The organism is Petrimonas sulfuriphila (genome assembly GCA_038561985.1).
Lineage (GTDB): Bacteria > Bacteroidota > Bacteroidia > Bacteroidales > Dysgonomonadaceae > Petrimonas > Petrimonas sulfuriphila.
In genome coordinates, this window is the sequence record CP073276.1 from 2,200,173 (window position 1) to 2,225,450 (window position 25,278).

Sequence of the window (25,278 nt, forward strand, 5' to 3'; positions counted from 1 at the left end):
ATGAACGAAGAAAGAAAAATGCTCCATTACGACGCGTTGGTTGTGGGAGGCGGGATTGCCGGAGGAGAAGCGGCGCTTAACCTGGCCAACACCGGTTATAAGGTGTTGCTTGTGGAGAAAGACCGTTCGCTAGGAGGAAAAATGATCCTCCTGAGCAAGGTTTTTCCCACACTGGACTGTTCGGCCTGCATCACTACACCCAAAGTGTCGGAAATTGCCCGGCATAAAAACATTACCATTTTCACGGAGAGTGAAGTGACTGCTATTGTCAAAAAATCAGAAAACGATTTTACGGCTCAGGTAACGAAAAAACCGCGCTATGTGCGTGTGGAGGATTGCACGGCTTGCCAGTTGTGCGAAAAAGCCTGTCCGGTGAGTGTGCGCGATGAGTATCAATCGGGGTTGATTGGCCGAAAGGCGGCGTTTATTCCTTTTAGCATCGCCAACCCCAAAGCTGCAGCAATCGATATTGAGAATTGTACGCTCTGCGGTGCATGTGAGAAAGTTTGTCCTACGCATTGCATCGATTTCACGATGGAGACCGAATATTATGAACTGCATGTCAGAACGGTTGTTCTGGCCACCGGCTTCAATCTGTTCGATCCGCTTCAGATACCGCGATACGGCTACGGGCAACACAAAAACGTGATTACGTCCATGCAAATGGAGCGCGAGATTGCGCCTACACGTCCGTACAATACGATTTTACGTCCTGGTGACGGAAAAGTCCCCGATAGGATTGCTTACGTGCTCTGTACCGGTTCGCGCGATGCTACCGTTGGAAATCCCATCTGTTCGCAGATCTGTTGCATGTATTCCATCAAGCAGGCCCAGTTGTTGATGGGTGCGTTGCCGATGGCAGACGTGACGATTTACTACATCAATATCCGCTCATTCGGAAAAGGATTTGAAGAGTTTTACCAGCAGGCCAAGGGTATGGGTGTAAACTTTGTGAAAGGCAAGATCGGGAAAATAACCGAAAAAGAAAACGGCAACCTTATCCTTCGTTATGAGGACATCAACGAGGGGGTGGTGAAGGAGGCCGAACACGATATGGTGGTGCTTTCTGTCGGGGTGAAGTCCAATCCTACGGTCGGAAAAATGTTCGGTCGTGGCGAACTGAAATTAGACCCGTTCCATTTTGTAGCGCAGGACGATTTATTGGGAAGTCCTTCCAAAACCAGTATTGACGGTGTTTTTGTTGCCGGAACAGCTTCCGCACCCATGGATATTCCCGATTCCATTCTTTCGGCAGGCTCGGCATCGTCCGAGGCTATCAGTTATTTAATTCAACACCAGGAACCATGAAAGAGAGAATAGGCGTATACATTTGCCACTGCGGAGGAAACATCTCCGATTACGTTGATGTGGAAAAAGTGCGTCAGGCGGTGGAGAACGACAAAGGAGTGGCTTTGGCCAAAACAACCGTGTTCGCTTGTTCCGATTCCAATCAGAACGACATGGTTGAGGACATCAAAAAGCATAACCTGGACGGGGTCATTGTAGCTTCTTGCTCGCCGAAGTTACATTTGGTGACGTTTAGAAACGTTACGGAACGCGGTGATTTGAATAAATATACTTACGTCCACACCAATATCCGTGAGCAGGCATCCTGGGCACATTCCGACGATAAAGCCGGGGCAACCGAAAAAACCATCCACCTGGTAAAGGCGGCCATAGCCAAATCGCGTTATGCGGAGCCCTTGTATCCCCACCAGTTTGAAGCGGAGAAAACAATTGCCGTTATCGGAGCGGGAATTTCCGGTATGAAGGCCGCCGCCACGCTTTCCGATAAAAACACGCATGTGATTCTCATTGAAAAGGAAGACCGGGTAGGCGGACACACCGCTACGTGGGGCTCCTTGGCCATGTCCGATGAAAAAGGGTGCGAACTCTCCCAACGCATCCATTCCGATTTGCTGCAACGCGATAACGTGACCATTCTTACCGGATCGGAAGTGATTTCTTCGAAAGGTAGCATTGGAAACTTTACGCTGAAAGTCCGTAGGCGGCCATGCCAAGCGGGAGATCCGGTCGAAACCATGGAGTTCAACGTCGGCTCCGTAGTTGTTGCTACCGGTTTCGACTCCTATCTGCCAAAAGAAGAGGAATTCGGATTTTTATCGTATGAGAACGTGATCACGCTGCCTGATTTCAAGCACCTGATCGATTCGTTTTCTGGAAAATTTCTGGAGTATAAAGGGAAGAGAGTTAGCCGTATAGCTTATATTTACTGTGTGGGGAGCCGGCAGATTGATGGGGAAAACAAATACTGTTCGCGTTATTGTTGTACGTCGGTCATTCACGCAGCCATCCAGGCCAAAAAGAAATTCAACAACATTTATAACTTCCATTTCAACCGCGGAATCCGCACGTATGGGAAACAGGAATTGCTGTATGCCGAGTCATTACAGCAAGGCGATATCTACCTGCAATCGTTTGAAGATGCCCCACCACAGGTCTACGCCGAGAATGGCATCACCAAAGTGAAGGTTAAGGATGTGCTGACAAAAAACAAGGAGTTGGAAGTCGAAGCCGACCTGGTGGTCCTGGTTACGGGAATGGTTCCACGAACCGATAATTCCATCGGAACCCTGTTTAAACTCCCGAAAGGCAGGGACAAATTTTTCAATGAGGTACACATGAAACTGCGTCCCGTGGAAACGGTCATCGACGGAGTTACTATTGCCGGAGCTTGCCAGGGGCCTAAAAACATTGTGGAATCGGTGAATTCGGCGCTTTCTGCAGCAGCCAAATCCTACTCGCACATTAGCAAAGGTGTGCTTGAGACGGAACCGATTGTAGCCGAAGTAAACGCCGAATTGTGTACATGGTGCGGAAAATGTACCGAAGCCTGTCCTTTCGATGCTATCGAACAAAAGGAAATCAACGGAAAGCAGGTGGCGGTGGTCAACAACTCGGTTTGTAAAGGCTGCGGCATGTGTGCGCCGGTTTGTCCGCCAGATGCCATTAACCTGGTCAATTACTCGAGTGAGGAAATCATGAGCATGATCGATGCATTGGTATAAGTTTATTGAATAAAAGCAAAAAGACGATGGAAGCAGAATCAGGAAAAACTGCGAAGTACCTTCGGGAGAAGCAGGGTGTCCCCGAGCACGTAAAAGAAGAACTGAAAGAATTCAACCGGATAAAAAGAGCCATAACCGACACCTTGAAAGAGGGAGAACTGACCATTGCGCAACTATCGGAAAAGCTGCGAATGCCCAAACACGATGTTATGTATTACCTGATGTCGCTGGTCAAGTACGGAGTTGTGGCAACGGGAGAAATTGACGATAGGGATGAATATTATTTGTATAAACTGGTGAAATAATGGCAAGTAAATTAAATCCAACCTTTTCGGAAGAACTGAAAAAATACGGCTCCGTAAACTTCAACGCCTGTTACAATTGCGGAACGTGCACGGCCGTATGTTCATTATCCACGACAGACATTTCCTTTCCGCGCGAAATGGTCCGGCTGAGCGCGTTGGGCCTGGAAGATGAGATAAAAAAATCGCTGAAACCTTGGGAGTGCTACTATTGCGGCGAGTGCACCACCCACTGCCCGCAAACGGCAAATCCCGGTGAACTGATGATGTCTTTGCGTCGCTGGCTCACGGCAAAATATGATTGGACAGGGCTTTCGGGTTTGTTTTATAAATACCTGCCGGCATTTCTTACTGCCATGGTACTGGTGTTTGCGGGTGTATTGTTCTTTGCCAATTCGGTAAATTGGGAACTGGAAAGGCTGCTTCATTTGGGACATATGTTTGAAAGAACCGCTATTGCCACTGTTTTTGTAGTGATATTTATTCCTAACTTGCTTCGTATGTGGTACTTCACTGTGGTGAAAGCAGGAGTGAAAGTGCCGTTCAAGACTTATTTTACCGCCTTGAATGATCTTTTCGTGCACATGTTTACACAAAAACGAGCCAGGGACTGCGACGGCAACCATTTCCGGTGGCTAGAACACATGATTTTGGTATTTGCTTACTTGGCGTTGCTGTTTACAACGGTATTTTTGAATTGGTTCAGTACCGAAAACCTTTTTGTAATTGTTCTTGGATATCTGGAGAGCGCCTTTATTTTTATCATCACGGCGGATTTTGTGAAAGATCGCATTCAGAAGAAGCAAACGTTGACTAAAAACTCCAAACCATCTGACTGGTTTTTTGTAATTTGGTTAATGTTGATGGGGTTAACGGCGTTTTTTGTACGTTTATTTATCGATTTTAATATCCTTGAAACCAGCAAGTGGTTGTATATTATTCATTTAACAGTATTGGTGCAATGGGCACTAATCATTGTCCCCTTCGGAAAATGGACGCACTTTCTGTATCGCTCGTTCGCGATGTATTTTGCGAAAATTAAATCGGTGAAGAAATAAACAAGGTTTATTTTTTTAGTCCCCACTTGTAGTTTGGCTTGTCTCCCATTTCGAGCTCCAACATTCCGCCTTTCAGCAAATCAGCGGCGGGAAACTTGAAGCTATCTAGCGGTTTGCCGTTAAGCTTAGCCGACTGCACGTACTTGTTGATGCGCGATGCACCGTTTGCCTTGATGACAAATTGTTTGCCTCGTCCATAACGATTTTCCAGATTGATGGTAGCCTTTTCATACAAAGGGCTGGCGATTTCGTAAACAGGATTTATGTTGCATCCGCCATCGGTCTGAAATAATCCCAGTGCAGCCATGATAAACCAGGCGCTCATCTGACCCTGGTCTTCATCACCAAGGTAAGCGTCGCCGGCGCCATAGCCGTAATACCGTTCCAAGATGGAACGGCTCCATTTTTGTGTCTGCCAGGGTTCGCCCGCCCAATTGAACAGAAAAGCGAAATGCATGCTTTGTTGGTTACCTTGTACTACGGGAAAATCGCCGTAACGCTCGCCGGGAGCGTTATATCGCCACCCCTCACTTTCCCTGAATCCTTCGGATAGCCGACTCAGAAAACGGTCTTTACCAATCATTTTTACCAGTTCAGGAACATCCTGAGGAACAAAAAAAGTGAGTTGCCAGGCATTTCCTTCCACATAATGTTCGTTAACACCTGTTACAAACGGATCGAAATCTTTCTCGAAAGAACCGTCACTTTTTCGCAGGCGAGCATACCCGGTTTCAGGATCAATGGTGTTTTTCCACCATGTGCCGCGGTCGGCAAAATAATGGTAATCATCTATTTTCCCTAAAGCCTTGGCTAGTTGGGAAACCGTCCAGTCGTCAAATGAATACTCCAGCGAATTGGAGAAACGGCCAAGATCGGAAGGTACGTATTTGTATTTTAGATAAGCCTCTATGTCCCGGTTTCCCGCAAGCCCGTCACCAATTTTCCGAGGTTGGACGGTTTGCATTTTCTTTATAGCGGAAAACATTTTCTGAACATCGTAATCGCGGATTCCCATCTGATACGCGCTTACCATCAACGGAATCTCGTGTTCGGCAACCATAACCGGAATGTATTCCATTCCTGCAGGGCCTTTGGCAAGCATGCCGTTGGCATCGTACATGGCCAGTTGGGATTTAACCCACCGGCCGCTCCATTCCGGAGCGATCAGGTTCCAGACCTGGTTCAGGTTCCAGAACGTGTTCCAGAAAGCATCACATCCCAACGCTACTTCATTTGCCGGGTCTTTTAGTCGCTGTATTTTTTCGGTGGCATCCACCCATCTGCCGTCCACATCACTGAATGTATTGCGACAAAATGCCCGGTACATGTTAGTATAGAAACGGGTTTTTTCACGACTATCGTTTGTTTCTATATTCACTCTTGACAAAATATCGTTCCAGGTTTTTTGGTTGTTATTGCGTACTGCATCAAAACTCCAACCGAATGGTTTTGTAACCTCTTCGCTTAGGTTCCGGCGTGAACCTTCCATATCCACAAATGAGATTCCCGTACGTACCTGAACGACCGGGTTTGTTTTTGTGTCGAATTCAGCGAAGCAACCTATCTTGTCTGGTTTTAAGGCGTTTACTGCTTTTTCATCGCTAAAAATCGTATCGTTTATCCAGGTGCCAAAATGCTTGATCGGTTTGTCAAATTCAATGGTGAAGTAAATGGTGTAGTCCTGATTGTCATCGGCAGACCATACTTTTGTGGTTTGCTGGACGCTGTATCCTTCAACGGTGTAGTCGTTTACCTGGTTGACGGATGCATCCAGGATATTATACCGGTATTCGGCAGGGATCTTCAAGTCAATCATCACCCGGCCGTCTTTGTCCTGCGGATAGGTATATCGTTGAAAGCTGCAACGGGTGGTGGACGTGAGTTCAGCTTCAATGTCGTAATCGGTCAGCCTGACTGCATAGTACCCCAACGGAGTTTTTTCGGTAGTTTTATCGATTGCGGAACGGTAGGCTTCAGGATCTTTTTCGATTTGTCTCTGATCGCCTATTTTCGTTTTTAGCGCTCCGTTTACGGGCAACATCCCCAGGCCCGCCATCGTCCATTCGTGAACGTGACTGAACACGCCCACACTCTCTATGGACGGATCGTAACCTGCCTGCCAACCGGCATTCTCGTTGTCGGGACTGAGTTTCACCATGCTGAACGGCATCCACGGGCCGGGTGCGATCATCCATCTCGAGTGTGCTGTCCCTATATGTGTGTCCACATAGTCGGCTGGAGTTACAATATGTTCCGGAGTACGTAGTACCGTATCTTTTTCAACCAAATCTCCGTTTATCAAAACCTCGTATACACTCAATTTTTCCTTTTTTACTGCCGGCATGGGTGCTTCGAGTTTGTACCGCCCCTTTTCCAGCCTTTGCTTTAAGATTGTTTTACCGTCTAATCTCACGGTAAGTTCAGGCAAATCTTTCAGGTGTTCCACATCGATCAATAACGGTTGGGCTTTTTCGTTGAGCTGGTAGCCGGCAACTTTTACGTTTCGAAGATATACGAAAGGGTTTAACGTTTCCAGTTTGGCCGAAGACGGTCCTTCCAGACGAACATCATCCAAAATCAGCCATGAACCTTCGATTACCTTTAATTGAACCGTATTTGAACCCGTTTTAATGATGTCATCGAGCGGTATTTCTATCGTATTCGGAGTGATTTGACTGTAATCACCCGTGAGCGACGCATCGCTTTTCCCTTTGGGTAAAACGGTTTTATACACATGGCCGTTCACGGTTATTTTGAGTAAAGGCGGGTTTTTGCTGTGAGCATCCAAGACGTCCACCACCAGTTTATAACCGGTACCTGATCCGGTTTCTTTCATCCGGAAAAGTATGTTGATCTCCTGAGTTCGAATACCTGCACCGTTTAGAGAGCCGGCCCATACATCTGATGTCCCGGGAAGAACGTATGGAAAATCAGTTTTCGGATTTGACCACCCTATGATGAAGTATTTATCTTCCCAACCGAAATCATTTTTCAGGAAGTCGGCGTACTTGTCCGGGACCAATGCGAATCCGGCTGTATTCTTATCTTTTTCCCCGATATTCCAGACGATTTGAGCCTGGATGAGGTTTGCAATTGAAATCAGATAAAATAAAACAACTGTTTTTTTCATTTGGAAATTATTAAAGGGTATAGAAACAGATAGTAAATAGTTAATCCAACATCCTCAGGGCATAGGCATAAGCCCCTAAAGCAATGGCTTCGCTGGTCCCTAAGCTACTTACGGTTACGCCTGTCTTTTTACCTGTGTTATGACTCATTTTTTTATCTGAACCGGGAATGGAGACCCAAACGGACTCATCCATCAAAAAGGCTTTCTTTTCCGTATCGCTCATAAGGTTATATACCCTCATCTGGAGACGTGGAAAGACACTACCGCTTAGCATGCTGCGCGTTCCGTTCATTTCATCTACCATTGCCGGCAAAATATATTTGTATGCTTTGGCGATCCCTCCTCCTATTACCACAATACCATCCACAATGTTGAGCGATTCGGCAACGGTGAATCCGGCTACCCTGCCAAGCTCTTCGAAGGTGCCGATAGCTGCGTTCCTGTTACCCTTCCTGTTGCTTTCCGCTATGTCATATATCTCTTTGGGGGTGAGTTCAGTATCATCTCCCGACAGTTCCCGATATACTCTTTTAACGGCACGAATGCTGACTCCTTCTTCCGATACCAAGCCGTTGTTGTATTTGTTAGCGGAACACCATACATCGCCCCCACAACCGTTGTCGCCCGAAAGCAATACATTGTTTATAACCACCCCGCCGCCAAAGCCTGTTCCTAAGGTAATTCCAAGCAGGTTTTTATATTGCTTGGAGCTTCCGGCCTTTTTCAACTCGGCGTTTATTTCGGGCAACGCTCCAGCGAGGGCTTCACCATAAGCAAAAAGGTTCCCATCGTTGTTGATAAAAACAGGCAACCCGAATTTCTTAATCAAGAAAGGGCCTAATGCCACACCGCCACGAAATGCGGGGAAATTGGGCAAATCACCTATTATCCCGTTTTCGTAATCCGCAGGGCCCGGAAATGCAAAGCTGATGGCAACAGGCAGATCATCCAGCTTTTTTTTTATTGTGCTGAAACCGTTAACAATCGTCTCCAGGCAAACCTCCCGGTTATCGGGATGAGAAGGTAATATAACAGGATCTGTTATCTCCTTATTGCCGCGGATTGCCGTAAAGACAAAGTTGGTGCCGCCGGCATCCAACGTCAAAACTGTTCGTGGATCGTTACTGAACATTTTTCTTCAGGTTAAAGGTGAAAATCAGGATAAGTAAAAGAGAGGCAAAAATGACGGAAAGTGCGGCGGTAAAGCTGATACTGTCATTTATCAGACCCTGGACAAAGGGGATAACAGCACCACCCACAACTCCCATAATCATCAGGGCAGATATCTCGTTTGAGCGTGAGGGAAACCGTTGTAATGCAAAAGAGAAAATAATGGAAAAAACATTGGCACCGGCAAAGCCCAGCATAAAAATCAACACCCTCAAACTCCACACCTCGTGTATGAGCATTAGAGCTAAATAAGATAGTAGCGCCACAAAAAGTGAAACGAGCAGGTACTTCATCGGCTTTATTTTCAACAGAAGGAACGTGCCCAAAAAAGCACCAGTTGTTTTAGCAGCAAAATAGACACTGTTCCCATAACCGGCATTTTCGAGCGTAAGTCCTGCATGTCTCATCAAAAGTTCAGGAATAGAGACATTTAATCCTACATCAAATCCAACGATTAAAAAAATAGATAAAAAACAAAAGAAAATAAATTTATCTTTTAATAATCCCAATGCGCCGCTAAATGTAGCAGGAGTGCTTTTGAACCCAAGCTCCTCTACCTTGGAAAATGCAAGCAAGAATACGGAAATCACGGAGATTGCAGCAAAGACTGCAAACGTTAGCTTCCAATCCCCAAACCGGCTGGCTGTAAATCCCGCAACAATAGGGCCGAAAAAGGAACAAACAGATTTGATGAACTGTCCCAGTGTAAGGATACTGGCTGTCTTCTCCTTGTTGAACATGGCTGCTACAAGCGGATTAAGTGATACTTGCAAAATAGTGTTGCTGATACCCAGCAGAATGAAGGCAATCAGTACCGTGTAAAACGTGTAAAAAAGAAAAGGTATGATCATTGCCACACAGGTTGTTGCAAGCGCAAGCAGCACTGTTTTTTTTCTTCCTGCTTTTCCCATAAGAATTCCGGTGGGAATGGAGAAGATGGCAAACCAGAGGAATACCATCATTGGCAGTGTCCCTGCGATCCCTGACGAAAGATTGAAATCGTTTTTGACATAATTAGTGGCGATACCCACTATGTCTACAAACCCCATGATGAAAAATCCGAAAAAAGCGGCAATGGGTGCAAGGACATTAGATTTCTTTGAGGTGTTCATTGTATTATGCATTAAATCTTACCGATGCTTTGATGGTAATACATTCTTTCCCTTTGGAGTTGCCGTAAGGACGAACAGTATACGTTTTTATTCGAGCGGGGACAACAAAGGTCTCGGCATAATGGACAACGAAAGGTTCAAAATCACCGTTTAAGCTCTCCACAATCACCGAATCGCCTTCTACCAGGTTTAGTACGTTTACCGAATCGTTGGTGTAGTGAGTTGCTTTTTCCGTGAATATATGCCTCCTGGTTTCGATAAACTCATTTTTATGTAAGCCTGTTTTCTCTTCGCGTACCGTACCGGTATCGTTCAGAATTTTCACTTTATTCACCAGTTCACGGTAGGTAAATCCGGTATCTCTTCCCCACACGATAACCTTTTTGCCCCGATCTACGTTTATCGGGCGTGGTTTTCCGTCGAGTCCCAACCGTTGCCAGTCCCAGAGCTTAAAAGTAAAAAGATTGGGTGTTGAGCTGATTTCGAGTACCAATGTGTCTTTTCCCGAACAATGTACGGTCCCTCCGGGTATAAGGAAATGATCGTGTTTCTTTACGGGAACTTTATTCACGTATTTATCCACATCAAACACAAAAAAAGGATCTTGCTGAGCTTTATTTAGATCGGTCACCATTTCATCGGGATTTATGTCGTTTCTAAGGCCCAGATACACGTAAGTATCCTCTTTGGTATCCATAATGTAATAACTTTCATCCTGTGTATATGCCAAGCCGAAGTTTTCCCGGGCGTATTCGGTCGTTGGGTGTACCTGCAAACTGAGGTTGCCACCTCCTATGGTATCCAAAAGGTCGAACCGGATAGGAAATTCTTTGCCAAAGCGGGCTTCGACAGGGTCTCCAAGCAACTCCCTGCTTCTCGTATACACCAGGTTAACCGAAGGCATCTCGAATTCAATGTCGTTAATTTTTAACAATAAACTGTTTTCTTCGGGTACACAGTCGAAACACCAACCAAAATTACTCACCGAACGGTCCAGATCACACACTTCTTTCATCCATTGTCCACCCCATGGTGCCGGATCGAAAAAAGGTACTAACCGGAAAGGAGAACTTGCCGCCTTGTCCATTCCCTTGAAGAAAGTCTCTTTGTCAATTAGTTTGGGCCCGTCGTTCCTGACTGTGTCGAGCCAGAAATCAACGGTGTCATAGATTGTTTTTTTGTGCTTGTCCAGTGCTTTCCAGTCGTTGAAAAGGCCGCGTTTGTATTGAAGAGAAAAAGTTTCCTCTTTATTGTTCACACCCAGGCCGTTCACTTCCTTTCTTCGCATCCGTTGCTGGATCTCCCATCGGGGCATGTCTGCGTAAATGTTGATGTCGCCTGTTGTTACATATTGTGCCCCATATCCGAAGACGATCACAGTACCCGATGCCTGCTCAATACTTTCCCTGGCAAAACGGAGTTTCTCTTCATCGAAATAATCGCTGATGGAAAGGTTGGAATAGAAGCCAAAAAGAATGTCTTCGGTTAAAAACTGCTCGGTCAATGCGTTAATTTCATTTTCGGATTTAAAGATCTCCAATGTGTCGATAAGCCGTGCATTATTGATTTCTTGTAGCTTAGATTTTAATAAGTCATAGTAAACGCCTGTATAGCAGTCGACCGTCAGCAGTTTCGCATGTTCTACCTTCCCGCTCACGAAAGAGGAAATGCTTTTCCACCCTTCAAGTATAAAGCCTTTCCCGATTGCAACAGCAGGACGCTTATCGTAATTGCTTTTTCTTTTCCGGTTCATATTTATAGTATATGTTGGGTTTTTCATCGTATGTATGAACATGCTTCGGGTGCAAAAATAATCAATATCTCTGCTGTTGAATCTTATTTTGTGTTTTTTATGTTTTTTTAATGGATGAGGTCTGGCTTAAAAATTGGAAGAAAAAGATCTGGACTCTCTGACGCTTTCAATCTTATAACTGAATGAATCGGCTCTGTACCAACCGATATTGTATTCTATTGGCAGATCGTTTATGTCGCTTACAAATCTTTTACGGATAAGGATTGGATCTCCGACTTCAATTTCTAATTTTCCAGCAATGAATGGATTGGCACCGGATGCCCGGATTTCTTCTCTTGATGTTTTTACGATAATATTATAATCATTTTCCAATATTTCGTATAATGGCCGGTTAAAGTTCTCCGTACCATCCATTCTGATTTTAGGATTAAATTCCGAATGAAAATAGACAAAAGGGAAATTTTCTTTGCCGCGCAATCTTTCTAAACGCAGGACCTTCACCTGGTTAGTGATTTCAAAAAACTGCCTGGCATTTTCAGTGGGAGCCTGTTTGCTGATGTGTAGTTCGAAGTTTTCAATTTTTACTCCCAATACTTTCATTTCTTGTGAAAAACTCAGCCAGTTGGTCGCTTCGCTGTATAAATTCTTTTCGGCAACCCTTGTTCCTACGCCTTTTTTTCGTATCAACAAACCTTCCGTAACCAAGGTATTGATCGACTGTCTTAATGTGTTTCTTGATATTCTTAATTGTTCAGACAGCTCTACTTCGTTTGGCAGCATTTTCCCCTCTTTGTATTCTTCTTTCGTTATTAAGTCGCGAAGAAGTATTTCGGCTTGCCTGTGTAAAGGAATGGGGCTGCTGCGGTCTATTTTTAAATTCATCTTTTTTCTACAAAGTAAATAAAAAACAAAGAATTCCGAAAAAATACCTGTAGTCGATTTAATATATGTCCATACATGTTGACTGATTTATCCTATAGGCGACGCTTTCGTATTCATGGGAAGCTGAAGCAGGCGCTACTTCAAGGTGCCAGTCTGTGCAACGTCCACCCTTCTTCTGTCCTAAGATAAACAAGTCTGTCGTGCAATCGTCCTGGACGTCCCTGCCAGAATTCGATAGTTGCGGGGAGAAGAATAAATCCTCCCCAATTGGACGGGCGGAAAATTTTACGATTGTTGAATTTTTCTTCGAAAGAGACTTGACGTTGTTCCAACTCTTCACGGTTATTTAATATTTTACTTTGCTGTGAACTCCAGGCACCGATTTGTGCTTCTCGGGGACGCTCGTTAAAATATGTATCGGAGTCATGAACAGGAAGTCTTTCTACCCGTCCTTCAACGCGGACCTGGCGTTCGATGGAATGCCAGTCGAAAACAAGTGCGGCAAATGGATTTTCGAGTAACTCCCTGCCTTTCCGGCTAAGATAATTGGTGAAAAAGACAAACCCGCTTTTATTTATTTCTTTTAATAACACTACCCTGGCGGAAGGTTTTCCATTTGCGGTACATGTTGCAATAGTCATGGCGTTTGGTTCCGGTATTTTCGAGTCGATAGCCGCCTGCAGCCACAACTGAAATTGTTCCATCGGGTTTGCTTTCACCCCCGATTCATTCAATTCTCCGGTTTTATATTCTTCCCTGAAATCAAACAGCTTTTTCATATGCGATCCTTTTTAGATAAAGAAAGCGGACAACCTGTAGCTGTCCATCCTTACGGTGAGTTGCTCTGCAAATATAAGCCATGCAATAGCTATCCGACGGTGAGGTTTAGTTAATAAATACTAACGATTTTTTCTTGTAACCCTATTGAATTCAATAAAACAGAGTAATTTGCTATCTTCGCACAGGATTTAGAAATAATGTTTCGAATGATAAACGTTAAACAGGTACACAAGAGTTTTGGTGACCTTCAGGTGTTGAAGGGAATTGATTTGGAAGTGGGTAAAGGGGAGATCGTATCGATCGTGGGTCCCAGCGGTGCAGGAAAAACCACGCTGTTGATGATTATGGGCACACTTGAAAAGGCAAATTCCGGAAAGGTAATGATTGACAACAACGACCTGAGTAAACTCAGCGAGAAAAAACTTGCGGATTTTCGTAACAAGAATATCGGGTTTGTTTTTCAGTTCCATCAACTTCTGCCGGAATTTACGGCTTTGGAAAACGTTATGATACCCGCACTGATCGGTAACATGAAGCAGGGTGCGGCGGAGAAAAAAGCAAAAAAACTTTTGGCTATGATGGGGCTGAGTGAACGAATGGAACACAAGCCTGCTGAACTATCCGGAGGAGAAAAACAGCGTGTGGCAGTTGCCCGCGCACTGATAAACGATCCCGTAGTCGTTTTTGCCGATGAGCCTTCGGGAAGCCTTGATACCGATAATAAAGCCGAACTGCATTCATTGTTTTTTGAACTTCGCAGCCAGCTAAATCAAACGTTTATCATTGTAACACATGACGAACAACTGGCATCCATTACAGATCGAACCATTCATATGATGGATGGGAGAATTGTTGAAAAGATTTCAGATTAAAAATCAAATGGCAAAAAACAAGTATTCTATGAAACTAAAATCGTTTTTTATTATGGTAATGGCAACGACTGGACTGTTACTCTCATGTAACAACGAACAGAAATCGGATACTGATTCAAAGAACCTGGGGGAAGCTATAGGGAGATCAAAAATAAAAGTGGAGAATGGGTTAATAACCCCGGAGGTTTTGTATAGTTTTGGACGTATAGGAAGTGTGGAAGTGTCTCCGGACAAGTCGAAAATACTTTATCAGGTTACCTACGTCGATATTAAACAGAACAAGACCAATCCCGAACTTTTTGTGATGAATACTGATGGGAGCGATAAAAAACAATTAACAGTCACCAATGCCAGAGAGAGCAATCCGCAATGGATCTCGGGGGGGAAGAAGGTCGCGTTCATAAGCAACGAAAGCGGGACATCACAAATATGGATCATGAATCCCGACGGTAGCGGAATGAAAAAGATAACCGATGTGGAGGAAGGAATAACTGGTTTTGTTTTTTCACCAGACAATAAAAAGGTGCTGTTCATCAAGAACGTAAAAGTGGGGGAGGCCATAAAAGATAAGCATCCCGATTTGCCGGAGGCATCGGGCAGGATCGTGGATAACCTGATGTACAAGCATTGGGACAGTTGGGTGGAAGAAATCCCGCACACGTTTGTGGCTGATTTCAGCGACGATAAAGTATCGAACATTATTGATTTACTCCAGGATGAGCCTTATGAGGCCCCCATGCTGCCTTTTGGCGGGATAGAACAACTGGCCTGGAGCCCCGACGGGAAAACCATCGCATACACCTCCCGTAAAAAAACAGGAAAGGAATACGCCGTTTCCACCAATTCCGATATCTTTTTTTACGATGTGGAAAGCGGAAAAACAACAAACATGACCGAAGGAATGATGGGTTACGATGTGAATCCGCAGTTTTCGCCCGACGGTTCAAAACTTGCCTGGCAAAGCATGGAGCGTGACGGATATGAGGCCGATAAAAACAGGCTGTTTGTGATGGACCTGGCAACGGGTGATAAGACGTATGTGACGGAGAATTTCGACTACAATACCGATGCATTTGTCTGGAACACGGATAATAAAACCCTTTATTTGGTGGCTTGCGTTGAAGCCAAAACGCAGCTGTTCTCTGCCGATATCCGGTCGAAACAGATTTCGCCAATAACCAAAGGCAAGCACGACTATGCATCCGTTGCGCTTGGAAACGGAAAGCTTATAGCAAAACGCCATTCCATGTCGCAACCCGACGAGATATACTCCGTTGAACTTACCAACGGGCAAGCCACTGAAATTTCGTTTGAGAACAAACACATCCTGGAGCAGCTGACCATGGGCGAAACGGAAGAGCGCTGGATTGAGACTACTGACGGAAAACAGATGTTGACCTGGATAGTTTATCCGCCTGACTTCGATTCTACAAAGACTTATCCGGCATTGTTGTATTGCCAGGGCGGTCCTCAAAGCACGGTAAGCCAGTTCTGGTCTTACCGGTGGAACCTGCAAATGATGGCCGCCAATGGATATATTGTTGTGGCGCCCAACCGTCGTGGGTTGCCGGGATTCGGACAGGAATGGAACGAACAGATCAGCGGTGATTACGGTGGGCAGAACATGAAAGATTATCTCTCCGCCATCGATGCTCTCGCTCAAGAACCGTATGTTGATGAAACCCGCTTAGGCTGTACCGGGGCAAGTTATGGCGGCTTTTCCGTTTACTGGCTTGCCGGTAATCACGACAAGAGGTTTAAAGCATTCTTGTCGCATGCGGGAATTTTTAATCTGGAAGCGCAATATCTCGAGACCGAAGAGATGTGGTTTGCCAACTGGGATATGGGAGGGCCTTATTGGGATAAATTAAATGCAGTAGCGCAGAAAACATACGCTACGTCCCCTCATCGCTTTGTGGATAAATGGGACACGCCTATTATGATTACACACGGCGAACTTGATTATCGTATCCTGGCGTCACAAGGAATGATGGCGTTCAATGCGGCACAACTTCGTGGAATTCCTTCGCGGATGCTTATTTTTCCCGACGAGAATCATTGGATTTCGAAGCCGCAAAACGGAATTTTATTTCAGCGTGAATTTTTCAGGTGGTTCGATCAATGGTTAAAACCAGGAGGGAAGGTAAATACACAATAATCAGTTTCGATAACGAGTGCAAGAAAAAGGAAAAAAATACGGTGAAATATTTGCAGGTTTTAAAAATATAGCTACCTTTGCACTCGCTATCGAAAACGATTTGCAAACGGTGTGGTAGTTCAGTTGGTTAGAATACCTGCCTGTCACGCAGGGGGTCGCGGGTTCGAGTCCCGTCCATACCGCAGATAAAAGTTGAAAGATTAAGCAAAGCTCTGAAATCCAATGGTTTCAGGGCTTTTTCTTTATATCCCTTGTCCACAAAAAATAGCGGTTTAACGCACTATTCACGGCACAAATCGTGGGCTTTTTTAATCCTGATTTTTTGCCCACGATTTGGGTTTTTATTCGTTGATTTTCAATAATTTGCATATCTTGTTAATGGGCTGCATAAAGTAACTTTGCAAAACTAAATTTTAAAGCCCATGAATGTAATTAAATCAACGTTCAATTTGCTTTTTGTAATCAGAAGGCACAGGCTTCTTAAGAATGGAGAAGCCCCTATTTATTTACGTGTTACGGTAAACGGAGAGGTTGCCGATATTACCACTAAACGGAGTATTCAGGCCAAGATGTGGGATCAACGTCGGGAATCCAGTTCCGGAAAGACGGTAAAAGACCGAGAGTTGAATCACTATCTCGAAACGCTCAAAATGCGGATGTATCAAATCCACCGTACTTTTGAGATTGACGGCAGACAGATTACTGCGAAAGCTTTGCGTGATAGTTTCTATGGTCGGGATGAAAATGATAAAACCATTGTAGATGTTTATCGGGAGCATAACAAGAAATGCCGTGCATTGATCGGTATTGATTTTACCAAATCTACCGTCGAAAAATTTGACACCTCGTTATCTCATCTTCAGGAATACATGCAACACCAATATGGCAAAGATGATATGCTCTTATCGGAGATTAACAGTCAATTTGTAAGCGATTTCGATTTCTATCTGAAAACCGTTCGTAAGTGCCAGAATAATTCCAGTATCAAGCATTTGAAAAACTTGAAGAAAATCATCCGCATTGCTTTGGCAAACGACTGGATGAAAAAAGACCCTTTCTTTGGAATCCAATTCAAGCATGATGAAACCCATGTGGAATTTCTTACGCAGGAAGAATTGGAGCGGATTATGAATAAGGAGTTCACTCTGCCACGCCTCGCCCTTGTGAGGGATGTTTTCGTTTTTTGTGCTTTCACCGGTTTGGCATTTATAGATGTCAAGAATCTCACTTCGGAACATCTGATGAAAGATAACAATGGCGCATTATGGATTCGAAAGCCACGGCAGAAGACCGGTAACATGAGTAATATTCCGGTATTGTCTGTTACAAAGGGATTGATAGAGAAATATGCCAATCATCCTGAATGCGTGAAAAAGAATGTATTGCTCCCTGTCATGAGTAATCAAAAACTCAATGCCTATCTGAAAGAAATTGCCGACTTGTGCGGAATCAAGAAAAAACTAAGCACCCACGTAGCCCGACATACCGCAGCTACCGTTGTTTTCTTAGCCAATAATGTGTCGATGGAGAATGTTGCCAAGATACTCGGACATTCCAATACGAAAATGACCCAGCATTACGCCAAGGTTCTCGACCAGTCAATTATGCGGGATATGGCTGACGTGGAAAAATGCTTTGGTGGTTTATCAGTCGAAAAAGGAAAAGAATAATCAAGGAGGTGGGGGTAGTTTGGAGACAGTCAGTTATTTCCAGCTATCCCGATACCCTTCTTCCAGCAATTTCTCTATATCCGAAGCCCGATACAAAATTTTTCCTCCCAACTTGATATAAGGGATACGTCCTTCATTTCTGTAGTCTTGGAGACTTCTCCGGCTTAATTTCAATTTCTTTGATAACTCTTCGTCTGTATAGAAACTCTCTCCGTTCAAAGTCGGTTTGCGACTGACGAATAGGCGTTCCATTGCCGACGCAAGACGATCCAATGAAAGAAAAAAAGATTTTACCCTTTCATTGTTCTCTGGTGTAATTAACTCATTGCTCATATTCTTGTTTTTAATTGGTTATATCTTCCTCCCTGTTTTATATGCCACCTGTTTCCGCTTTTTTTCAACGAGTGGCAGAATACGTTCCACGTCGGCAGGTTTGTAATAAATCTTGTGATTGATTTGGGAGTAAGCCAGCGTTCCATTATCCCGAAATGTTTGTAACGTTCTCGGAGATATATTCAGAAGTAGGCATACGTCCTGATTGTCTAACCACTCTTTCATGTCCTTGTCGCTATGCAAGCGGCAGAGATGTTCCATTCGGGCTGCAAAGCTCTCGAATTTCGAAAGCATCGCCTCGAATGTTTTAGCTTCAATATTTACAATATCCATATGTTTTAGTTTCTGTTCTTGATATTTTTTGACGAAGGAAAGAAGAAAATACCATACTACAATGGGTTGGTAATGAGATGGAAGTGTGTGGCGTCGATTTGACTATGCACGAAGCCAATATTTGATATGTTTGATAGACAAAGTATCTCGAATAAAGAGAATAGTAGGACTAATTCTTGTCTACTCTGCATAATGATGAAGTTTGCACCCTCTGCAATGAGACCAATATTGAAATATATTACAGAATATCCCATATGAATCCAGCGTAAATACAATACTGATTAATAGACTTTTCTTTGCAAGCGACAATCGGTTTACTGTATATACAGCAGCCGTAATATTCACTTATAAAAGACTGAAAAGTATGGAAAGAAAAGAAGCGAACAGTGCAATGCAAAGAAAAGGTAGTGAGAAGAAACAAGTACCGGGTGATTTTAATCCCCTGATGCCAGGGAGCGTAAAACGGAGAACACCGGAAGATTCTGATTCCTCAATTAAAAAACTTCTTCCAAATGATTTGATGGATAGTTTCGGTAGAGATGCTGATGATGCAAGTGGTACAAACGATAGTGTTTATACTAACGATACTGTCAATACAACCGAAACTGATAAAACGATTGAAACTGATGAAATTATGTCTTCGGAACCAAAAGTATCTACCACACCAAAAGTTCCGACTGTGCCCAAGCGTATCAGTAGCAAGCATCGGAAAGAATCATTGGATGAATATCGTGACACCTTCTTGCAAGTTCCGAAGCTGGATGACCGTAAACCGGTCTTTGTCAGCCGTGAGGTGCGGGATCGGCTGGATGAGATCGTCCGTAAATTAGGCGGACGGCGATTGAGTGTGTCGGGCTTTGTAGAGAATTTAGCCCGTCATCACCTGAGCGCATACCATGAAGATATCGAGGTATGGCGAAAGTTGTAACCTCCGGTTACGAAAGGATAAGCTGTGATATCTTGCAGCTTATCTTTTCTAATGGAACATGGGATGTTCGGGAGCAAGGTAATCGCACGGGTAACCCAAAAATCCCTGAGGGGCTTTTCCGGTTCCTCCAGTGCATACCTTGCCCTGCGGGGCTGCGACCTTTAAAACCCGCTCCCGATGGTCGGCAGGTTCAAGGTCGCTTGACAATCCCTTTGCGATGCTCCCGATGGTCTCATTGCTTTAGGATTGTCGTGCAAGCCTGCGTTTCATCTCCCGTTGGTCGCTTCCTCTTTGGCTTGCACGGCTATCTGCATAGCCGGAAAAATTCCATAACCATTAAAAGATAAATATTATGGAAAACAGAGAGAGAAATAAACGAAAGCGAGGTCGTCCTGCGAAAGAAAAAACGAAACTATCCACTTCGATTAATCTCAAATTGACCGAGGCGGATTTCAATAGAATAAGGGAGAAAGCGGAAAAATTAGGTATGAAAGCCACACAATATGTTCGGGAAATGGTACTTAAAGGAAGTGTTAAATCTCGTTTTACGTTAGAAGAACTCGACTTAATGCGTAAGTTGGCAGGTATAGCAAACAACCTAAATCAGATTGCTAAAAAGGCAAATCAGGCCGGATATATTATGGAAGCAATTGAGATAATGAAGATTATGAGCCAAATCAAAAGTATATTGAATGATCGCTAAGAATATCAAAGGGAAGTCATTCAAAGGCTGTGTTCGTTATGTGATGAACGATACCGCTCAATTGCTCGAAGTGGAAGGTGTAGTGGCAGGAACGTCTGAAGAAATTATTCGCAGTTTTGTCATGCAACGTTCCGGTAGGAGAGAAGTAAAGCAACCTGTCGGACACATCCCTATATCGTTTGCTCCTGAAGATAAGGAGCGGATGACGAATGATTTTATGGTACAATTGGTCAAAGAATATATGGAAGAAATGGGTATCCGCAATACCCAATATATTATTGTCCGCCATCATAATACCGGTAATGAGCATCTGCATATTGTGTACAACCGTATCAATAACGATCTAAAATTAATATCCGTCAATCATGATTATAAGCGCAATATCAAGGTCTGCAAAAAGCTCAAAGACAAGCATGGATTGACATACGGAAAGGGTAAGGAAAGAGTTAAGAGAGAGAAATTAAAGAATCCCGATAAGGTCAAATATCATATTTATGATACAATTAAAGCAGTTTTATCACAGTGTAAAGATGAAAAAGAACTCCAATCCTTACTTTTAAAATCGGAAATTAAGACAGAGTTTAAGTTGAAAAGAACAACGGGAGAAGTGGAAGGATTATCATTTCGTTACGGCGATTTTTCTTTCAAAGGTTCCCAAGTGGATAGGAAATTTAGTTACGGAAACCTCAAGAAAGTGTTTCAGAAGAATCAATCAGAAGAGAAAAAACAAGTATCTCAAATCGAAGAAAACCGTGTTATACGGGGAATCGAGATTACTCTCGCACAAGAAACAGTATTGAGAAATGGCGGATGGATTTATCTTGAAAACATGAATCGAAATAACGGAAAAGGTAAATTTTCCTCGTTTGTTTTTCTCAACGACGAAAAGAATAAACTCTTTTTCAGCAATGAACATCCCGATACATTTGTACGGTATGGGAAATACGAAATGCGTTTGAGAGACAAGATACTTGTGGAAAACGGTCAGGTTGTCAAAGCAAAAGTTAAATGGTATGGCATCGGGAGTTATGCTTATCCGTATCTTTGGAAAACAAATAAAACTGATTCTCAATATCAGGAAGCGTGGGATGATCCGAGATTGTCGAAATTCCAAATGAGCGAAGCTAAACAAAAACAGCCTATTGTCTTAAATAAGAATAGAGGGAAAAAGATATAGATATTCCTATTCTGCAAGGTTATAACCTTTGTTTTTTATTTAGTGTTTAAAGCGTGGTGTTTAGATTAACAATTTCTTATATTTATCCAGTTTAATTTCCTATATTTGCCTTTTATAACATCACCACAAAATGAACCGGATAAAAGAAGTATTACAGGAAAGAGGGATTAAACAGACATGGCTTGCAGAGAAGCTCGGTAAGAGTTTCAAGATTGTGAACAGCTATGCTTGCAATCGAATCCAGCCCCCATTGGAAACTTTATATCAGATTGCAGAAATACTACAGGTGAGTGTGAAAGATTTAATTGTCGATAATAAAGAAGAAAAATGAGAATATGGCTAAGAAGAGTACTATAGCATTGATATACGATTTTGATGGTACATTATCTCCCGGCAATATGCAGGAGTTTGGTTTTATTCAAGCAATAGGGAAAGATACTAAAAGTTTTTGGGAGCAAAACAAGAAACTGTCGGAAGAAAATGATGCCAGTGGCATTTTGTGCTATATGTATTTAATGCTACAGAAAGCGCAAGCCGAAAATATTTCGTTGTCCAGAAGTTCTTTCCGGAAATTCGGGAGAGATGTGGAATTGTTTAAAGGTGTTCAGGATTGGTTTAAGCTTATCAACGACTATGGAAAAAGTGTTGGGGTAAATATTGAGCATTATATTAACTCCTCGGGCTTGACAGAAATGATAGAGGGCACTTCTATAGCCAAAGAATTCAAGAAAATCTATGCTTGTTCCTTTTGTATGATGTCGATGGCAAGGCTGTTTGGCCAGCCGTTGCAGTCGATTACACCGCAAAAACACAATTCTTATTCAAAATCAATAAAGGTATTGAGAGGATCAGTGATAATAAGAGGATAAATGAATATGTAGCAGAAGAAGACAGGCCCATTCCTTTCAAAAACATGATCTACTTTGGAGATGGAGAGACAGACATTCCTTGTATGAAGTTGATAAAAGAACAAGGAGGTCATTCTATTGCCGTGTATAAACCGGGATCGACAAAAAAGAAAACAGCAGCTAAATTGATAAATGAAAATCGTGTCAATTTTGTATGTTCTGCGGATTACTCGGAAAATAAAGAAGTGCATAATGTCGTCAAAACTATTATTGATAAAATAAAAGCAGATACGGAATTCCATAATTTACAGAAAAAACATAAAACGAAAGCAGTTAAAAAATAAGAGATGGCTAAAAAAGCAAATCAAAAAAAAGATAAACCGATAGAAGTCAGTTTGTGGGAGTCAGCAAACAAATTACGCGGGAGCGTAGAGCCTTCCGAGTATAAACACGTTGTGCTGGGATTGATATTTCTTAAATTTGTCAGTGATAAGTTTGAAGAACACCGGGCAAAGTTGATCGCAGAAGGGAAAGGGAAATACATAGAAATTCCTGAATTCTATAATATGAGCAATGTATTCTTTCTGAAAGAAATATCCCGTTGGAGTTATATACAGGAAAAAGCCAAACAGGATGATCTCGCCTTGATTATTGATACCGCCTTGCACACCATAGAGAAAGACAACAAAAGCTTGAAAGGAGCTTTGCCCGACAACTATTTTTCCCGCTTAGGATTGGAATCGTCTAAATTGGCTTCCTTGATTGATGAAATCAATGAAATAAATACGCTGAAAGATAAAGAGCAGGATGTGGTCGGGCGTGTCTATGAATATTTCTTGTCCAAGTTTGCATTAGCCGAGGGAAAGGGGAAAGGCGAATTTTACACCCCTAAAAGTATTGTGAACTTGATTGCTGAAATGATTCAACCCTACAAAGGAATCATTTACGATCCTGCTTGTGGTTCCGGTGGTATGTTTGTGCAATCGGTAAGGTTTATCGAAAGCCATAATGGGAACAAAAAGGAAGTGTCGATTTATGGGCAGGAATATACCAATACCACCTATAAATTGGCAAAAATGAATTTAGCTATACGGGGAATTTCTGCCAATTTAGGAGCCAAAGCTGCCAATACATTCTCGGATGATCAGCATAAGGATTTGAAAGCTGACTATATTATGGCAAATCCACCATTTAACCAAAAAGATTGGAGAGGTGAAAATGAATTATTAGACGATCCACGTTGGGAAGGGTATGATGTGCCTCCAAAAAGTAATGCCAATTACGGTTGGATTCTCAATATGGCAAGTAAACTCTCTGACAATGGAGTAGCCGGTTTTATTCTTGCCAATGGAGCATTGAGTGGAGGTGGCGATGAATATAAAATACGTAGAAAGCTTATTGAGAATGATTTGGTGGAAGCTATTGTTATTATTCCAAGGAATACATTTTATACTACGGATATTAGTGTAACGCTTTGGATCTTAAATAAGAACAAAAAAGAGAGAGTTGTAGAAATAAATGGAAATGTAAGATATTATCGTAATCGGGAGAAAGAAGTTCTTTTTATGGATTTAAGACGGTGGGGGCAGGAATTTGAGAAGATGTATGTTGAACTCTCAGGTGATGAAATTGCTAAAGTCGCAGAGAATTACCATAATTGGCAACAGAAAGAGTATGGGACAGTTTATAATAATATACCGGAATTTTGTTACTCTGCCCATTTTGATGAAATTGCAGCTAATGATTTTTCATTGGTTCCAAGTAAATACATCGAATTTATTGACCAGGATAGTGGTATAGATTTCGATGCCGAGATGAAACGTATTCAAAAGGATTTTAGGGAATTGTTGAAAGAGGAAAGAGCTTCGCAAGAAGAGCTGGTTAATGCATTTAAAATTTTGGGATATGAATTATGAAACTGAATAACTACAAACGTATTGGAGATTATATACATTTGGTGGATAACCGCAATAAAGATTTGGTGGTTTCAAATTTACTAGGCATCAATATTTCCAAGAATTTTATGCCTTCTGTAGCTAATACCTCTGAAACAGATTTGTCCAGATATAAAATTATTCAGAAAGGACAATTTGCCTATAGTTCTATGCAGGTTGGAAGAGATGAAACCATTCGTATAGCTCTTTATACAGATGATAAACCAGCGATTATTTCGCCAGCTTATTCTGTAATTGAGGTAAATGACGAAACCGAATTATTGCCTGAGTTTATGATGATGTGGTTTCATCGACCGGAATCTGATAGATACGGTTGGTTTATCAGTGATAGTAGTGTAAGGGCAAGTTTGGATTGGGAACGATTTTGTGATATACAAATCCCCATTCCCGACATAAAAGAGCAACGGAAATATGTAGCATTTTATAACGGTTTGCTCAACAACCAAAAATGCTATGAAAACAGTTTGGAAGATTTACAATTGATCTGCAATCAATATATGGATTCGCTAACATACATTGAGTATAAAAAGTCTATCGGAGAGTTGGTTGAGCTTATTGATAACAGAAATATAGATAATTCAGTAACCAATTTGTTAGGAATAAACGTCGATAAGGTTTTTATGCCTTCAAAGGCGAATGTATCAAAGACAGACTTGTCAAGATATAAAATTATACAGCAAGAACAATTTGCATATAGTGCGATGCAGGTAGGAAGAGATGAAACAGTACGAGTTGTTTTATACTCCTCCAGTGAACCTGCTATTATCTCTCCTGCTTATCTGGTTTTTAAAGTGATTGATAAGGGTATTATATTGCCTGAATTTCTGATGTTGTGGTTCTACAGACCCGAGTTTAACAGATATGGTTGGTTTATTAGTGACAGTAGTGTAAGAGCAAGTTTAGAATGGGAAAGATTTAAGGAGATTAAAATTCCAATTCCCAACCTTCAATCACAAAAGGCAATTGTTACCATTTACCGAACTTTGGAGACGCGGAAACGTATCAATGGACAATTAAAAAGGATAATCAAACCACTTTATCCTGTGCTAATGAGAGGAGTGGTGGAAAATATGAAAAATGATTGA

The 25,278-nt window shown here is 42.6% G+C and carries 21 protein-coding genes, 1 tRNA gene and 1 pseudogene; 15 read left to right on the top strand and 8 right to left on the bottom strand.

What is annotated here, in order from left to right; genetic code table 11:
* From KCV26_09250 to KCV26_09265, 4 genes are read left to right on the top strand one after another with little or no spacing between them, the layout of a single operon-like run.
* Complete coding sequence (locus KCV26_09250; GenBank protein ID WZX35516.1) at positions 1-1,308, top strand: CoB--CoM heterodisulfide reductase iron-sulfur subunit A family protein; 1,308 nt, start codon at positions 1-3, stop codon at positions 1,306-1,308.
* Positions 1,305-3,029 (top strand): CoB--CoM heterodisulfide reductase iron-sulfur subunit A family protein, encoded by a 1,725-nt coding sequence (locus tag KCV26_09255; protein WZX35517.1) that lies wholly within the window; start codon positions 1,305-1,307, stop codon positions 3,027-3,029. Before KCV26_09250 ends, KCV26_09255 begins: the two co-directional genes overlap by 4 nt.
* A gap of 26 nt (positions 3,030-3,055) precedes the next feature.
* Positions 3,056-3,334: an ArsR family transcriptional regulator gene (locus KCV26_09260; GenBank protein ID WZX35518.1), complete on the top strand. Its 279-nt coding sequence runs from the start codon at positions 3,056-3,058 to the stop codon at positions 3,332-3,334.
* The gene (locus KCV26_09265; protein WZX35519.1) at positions 3,334-4,389 is read left to right on the top strand and encodes a 4Fe-4S dicluster domain-containing protein; all 1,056 of its coding nucleotides are present in this window, start codon (positions 3,334-3,336) and stop codon (positions 4,387-4,389) included. Before KCV26_09260 ends, KCV26_09265 begins: the two co-directional genes overlap by 1 nt.
* Positions 4,390-4,396: 7 nt before the next feature.
* Here KCV26_09265 and KCV26_09270 read toward each other — a convergent pair whose 3' ends face one another.
* The 6 genes from KCV26_09270 to pdxH all read right to left on the bottom strand — a co-directional run bounded on the left by KCV26_09270 (position 4,397) and on the right by pdxH (position 13,215).
* Positions 4,397-7,519, bottom strand: a complete 3,123-nt coding sequence (locus KCV26_09270; GenBank protein ID WZX35520.1) for a GH92 family glycosyl hydrolase — start codon at positions 7,517-7,519, stop codon at positions 4,397-4,399.
* Positions 7,520-7,559: 40 nt separating this feature from the next.
* Complete coding sequence (locus tag KCV26_09275) at positions 7,560-8,651, bottom strand: ROK family protein (GenBank protein WZX35521.1); 1,092 nt, start codon at positions 8,649-8,651, stop codon at positions 7,560-7,562.
* On the bottom strand, positions 8,641-9,801 hold the full coding sequence (locus KCV26_09280; GenBank protein ID WZX35522.1) for an MFS transporter: 1,161 nt from the start codon (positions 9,799-9,801) through the stop codon (positions 8,641-8,643). Before KCV26_09280 ends, KCV26_09275 begins: the two co-directional genes overlap by 11 nt.
* Positions 9,802-9,805: 4 nt before the next feature.
* The gene (locus KCV26_09285) at positions 9,806-11,554 is read right to left on the bottom strand and encodes a class I mannose-6-phosphate isomerase (protein WZX35523.1); all 1,749 of its coding nucleotides are present in this window, start codon (positions 11,552-11,554) and stop codon (positions 9,806-9,808) included.
* Positions 11,555-11,680: 126 nt separating this feature from the next.
* On the bottom strand, positions 11,681-12,436 hold the full coding sequence (locus KCV26_09290; protein WZX35524.1) for a GntR family transcriptional regulator: 756 nt from the start codon (positions 12,434-12,436) through the stop codon (positions 11,681-11,683).
* 140 nt (positions 12,437-12,576) lie between these two features.
* Positions 12,577-13,215 (bottom strand): pyridoxamine 5'-phosphate oxidase, encoded by a 639-nt coding sequence (gene pdxH / locus KCV26_09295; protein ID WZX35525.1) that lies wholly within the window; start codon positions 13,213-13,215, stop codon positions 12,577-12,579.
* A gap of 207 nt (positions 13,216-13,422) precedes the next feature.
* Between pdxH and KCV26_09300 the strand changes: the two genes are divergently transcribed.
* The 4 genes from KCV26_09300 to KCV26_09315 all read left to right on the top strand — a co-directional run bounded on the left by KCV26_09300 (position 13,423) and on the right by KCV26_09315 (position 17,916).
* Positions 13,423-14,088: an ABC transporter ATP-binding protein gene (locus KCV26_09300; GenBank protein WZX35526.1), complete on the top strand. Its 666-nt coding sequence runs from the start codon at positions 13,423-13,425 to the stop codon at positions 14,086-14,088.
* 52 nt (positions 14,089-14,140) lie between these two features.
* The gene (locus tag KCV26_09305) at positions 14,141-16,246 is read left to right on the top strand and encodes a S9 family peptidase (GenBank protein ID WZX38365.1); all 2,106 of its coding nucleotides are present in this window, start codon (positions 14,141-14,143) and stop codon (positions 16,244-16,246) included.
* A 108-nt stretch (positions 16,247-16,354) separates the two neighbouring features.
* A tRNA-Asp gene (locus KCV26_09310) sits at positions 16,355-16,428 on the top strand.
* A 240-nt stretch (positions 16,429-16,668) separates the two neighbouring features.
* Positions 16,669-17,916 (top strand): site-specific integrase, encoded by a 1,248-nt coding sequence (locus tag KCV26_09315; GenBank protein ID WZX35527.1) that lies wholly within the window; start codon positions 16,669-16,671, stop codon positions 17,914-17,916.
* A gap of 33 nt (positions 17,917-17,949) precedes the next feature.
* On the opposite strand, the gene KCV26_09320 is transcribed toward KCV26_09315, so the two are convergent.
* Both KCV26_09320 and KCV26_09325 read right to left on the bottom strand, forming a co-directional pair.
* Entirely contained in the window at positions 17,950-18,249 is a 300-nt protein-coding gene (locus KCV26_09320) for a helix-turn-helix domain-containing protein (protein ID WZX35528.1), read from the bottom strand.
* 18 nt (positions 18,250-18,267) lie between these two features.
* Positions 18,268-18,582 (bottom strand): helix-turn-helix domain-containing protein, encoded by a 315-nt coding sequence (locus KCV26_09325; protein WZX35529.1) that lies wholly within the window; start codon positions 18,580-18,582, stop codon positions 18,268-18,270.
* Between the two features lie 445 nt (positions 18,583-19,027).
* Between KCV26_09325 and KCV26_09330 the strand changes: the two genes are divergently transcribed.
* The 7 genes and pseudogenes from KCV26_09330 (at position 19,028) to KCV26_09360 (ending at position 25,278) form a co-directional block, all read left to right on the top strand.
* Positions 19,028-19,510, top strand: a complete 483-nt coding sequence (locus KCV26_09330) for a DUF3408 domain-containing protein (protein ID WZX38366.1) — start codon at positions 19,028-19,030, stop codon at positions 19,508-19,510.
* Positions 19,511-19,862: 352 nt separating this feature from the next.
* Entirely contained in the window at positions 19,863-20,213 is a 351-nt protein-coding gene (locus KCV26_09335; protein WZX35530.1) for a MobC family plasmid mobilization relaxosome protein, read from the top strand.
* Positions 20,203-21,390, top strand: a complete 1,188-nt coding sequence (locus tag KCV26_09340; GenBank protein WZX35531.1) for a relaxase/mobilization nuclease domain-containing protein — start codon at positions 20,203-20,205, stop codon at positions 21,388-21,390. The genes KCV26_09335 and KCV26_09340 overlap by 11 nt, the downstream gene beginning before the upstream one ends.
* Positions 21,391-21,520: 130 nt before the next feature.
* A complete protein-coding gene (locus tag KCV26_09345; GenBank protein WZX35532.1) occupies positions 21,521-21,721 on the top strand; it encodes a helix-turn-helix transcriptional regulator in 201 nt (66 codons plus the stop codon).
* Between the two features lie 4 nt (positions 21,722-21,725).
* A pseudogene (locus KCV26_09350) lies at positions 21,726-22,582 on the top strand (haloacid dehalogenase-like hydrolase).
* 3 nt (positions 22,583-22,585) lie between these two features.
* Entirely contained in the window at positions 22,586-24,154 is a 1,569-nt protein-coding gene (locus KCV26_09355; GenBank protein ID WZX35533.1) for an SAM-dependent DNA methyltransferase, read from the top strand.
* A complete protein-coding gene (locus KCV26_09360) occupies positions 24,151-25,278 on the top strand; it encodes a restriction endonuclease subunit S (GenBank protein ID WZX35534.1) in 1,128 nt (375 codons plus the stop codon). Before KCV26_09355 ends, KCV26_09360 begins: the two co-directional genes overlap by 4 nt.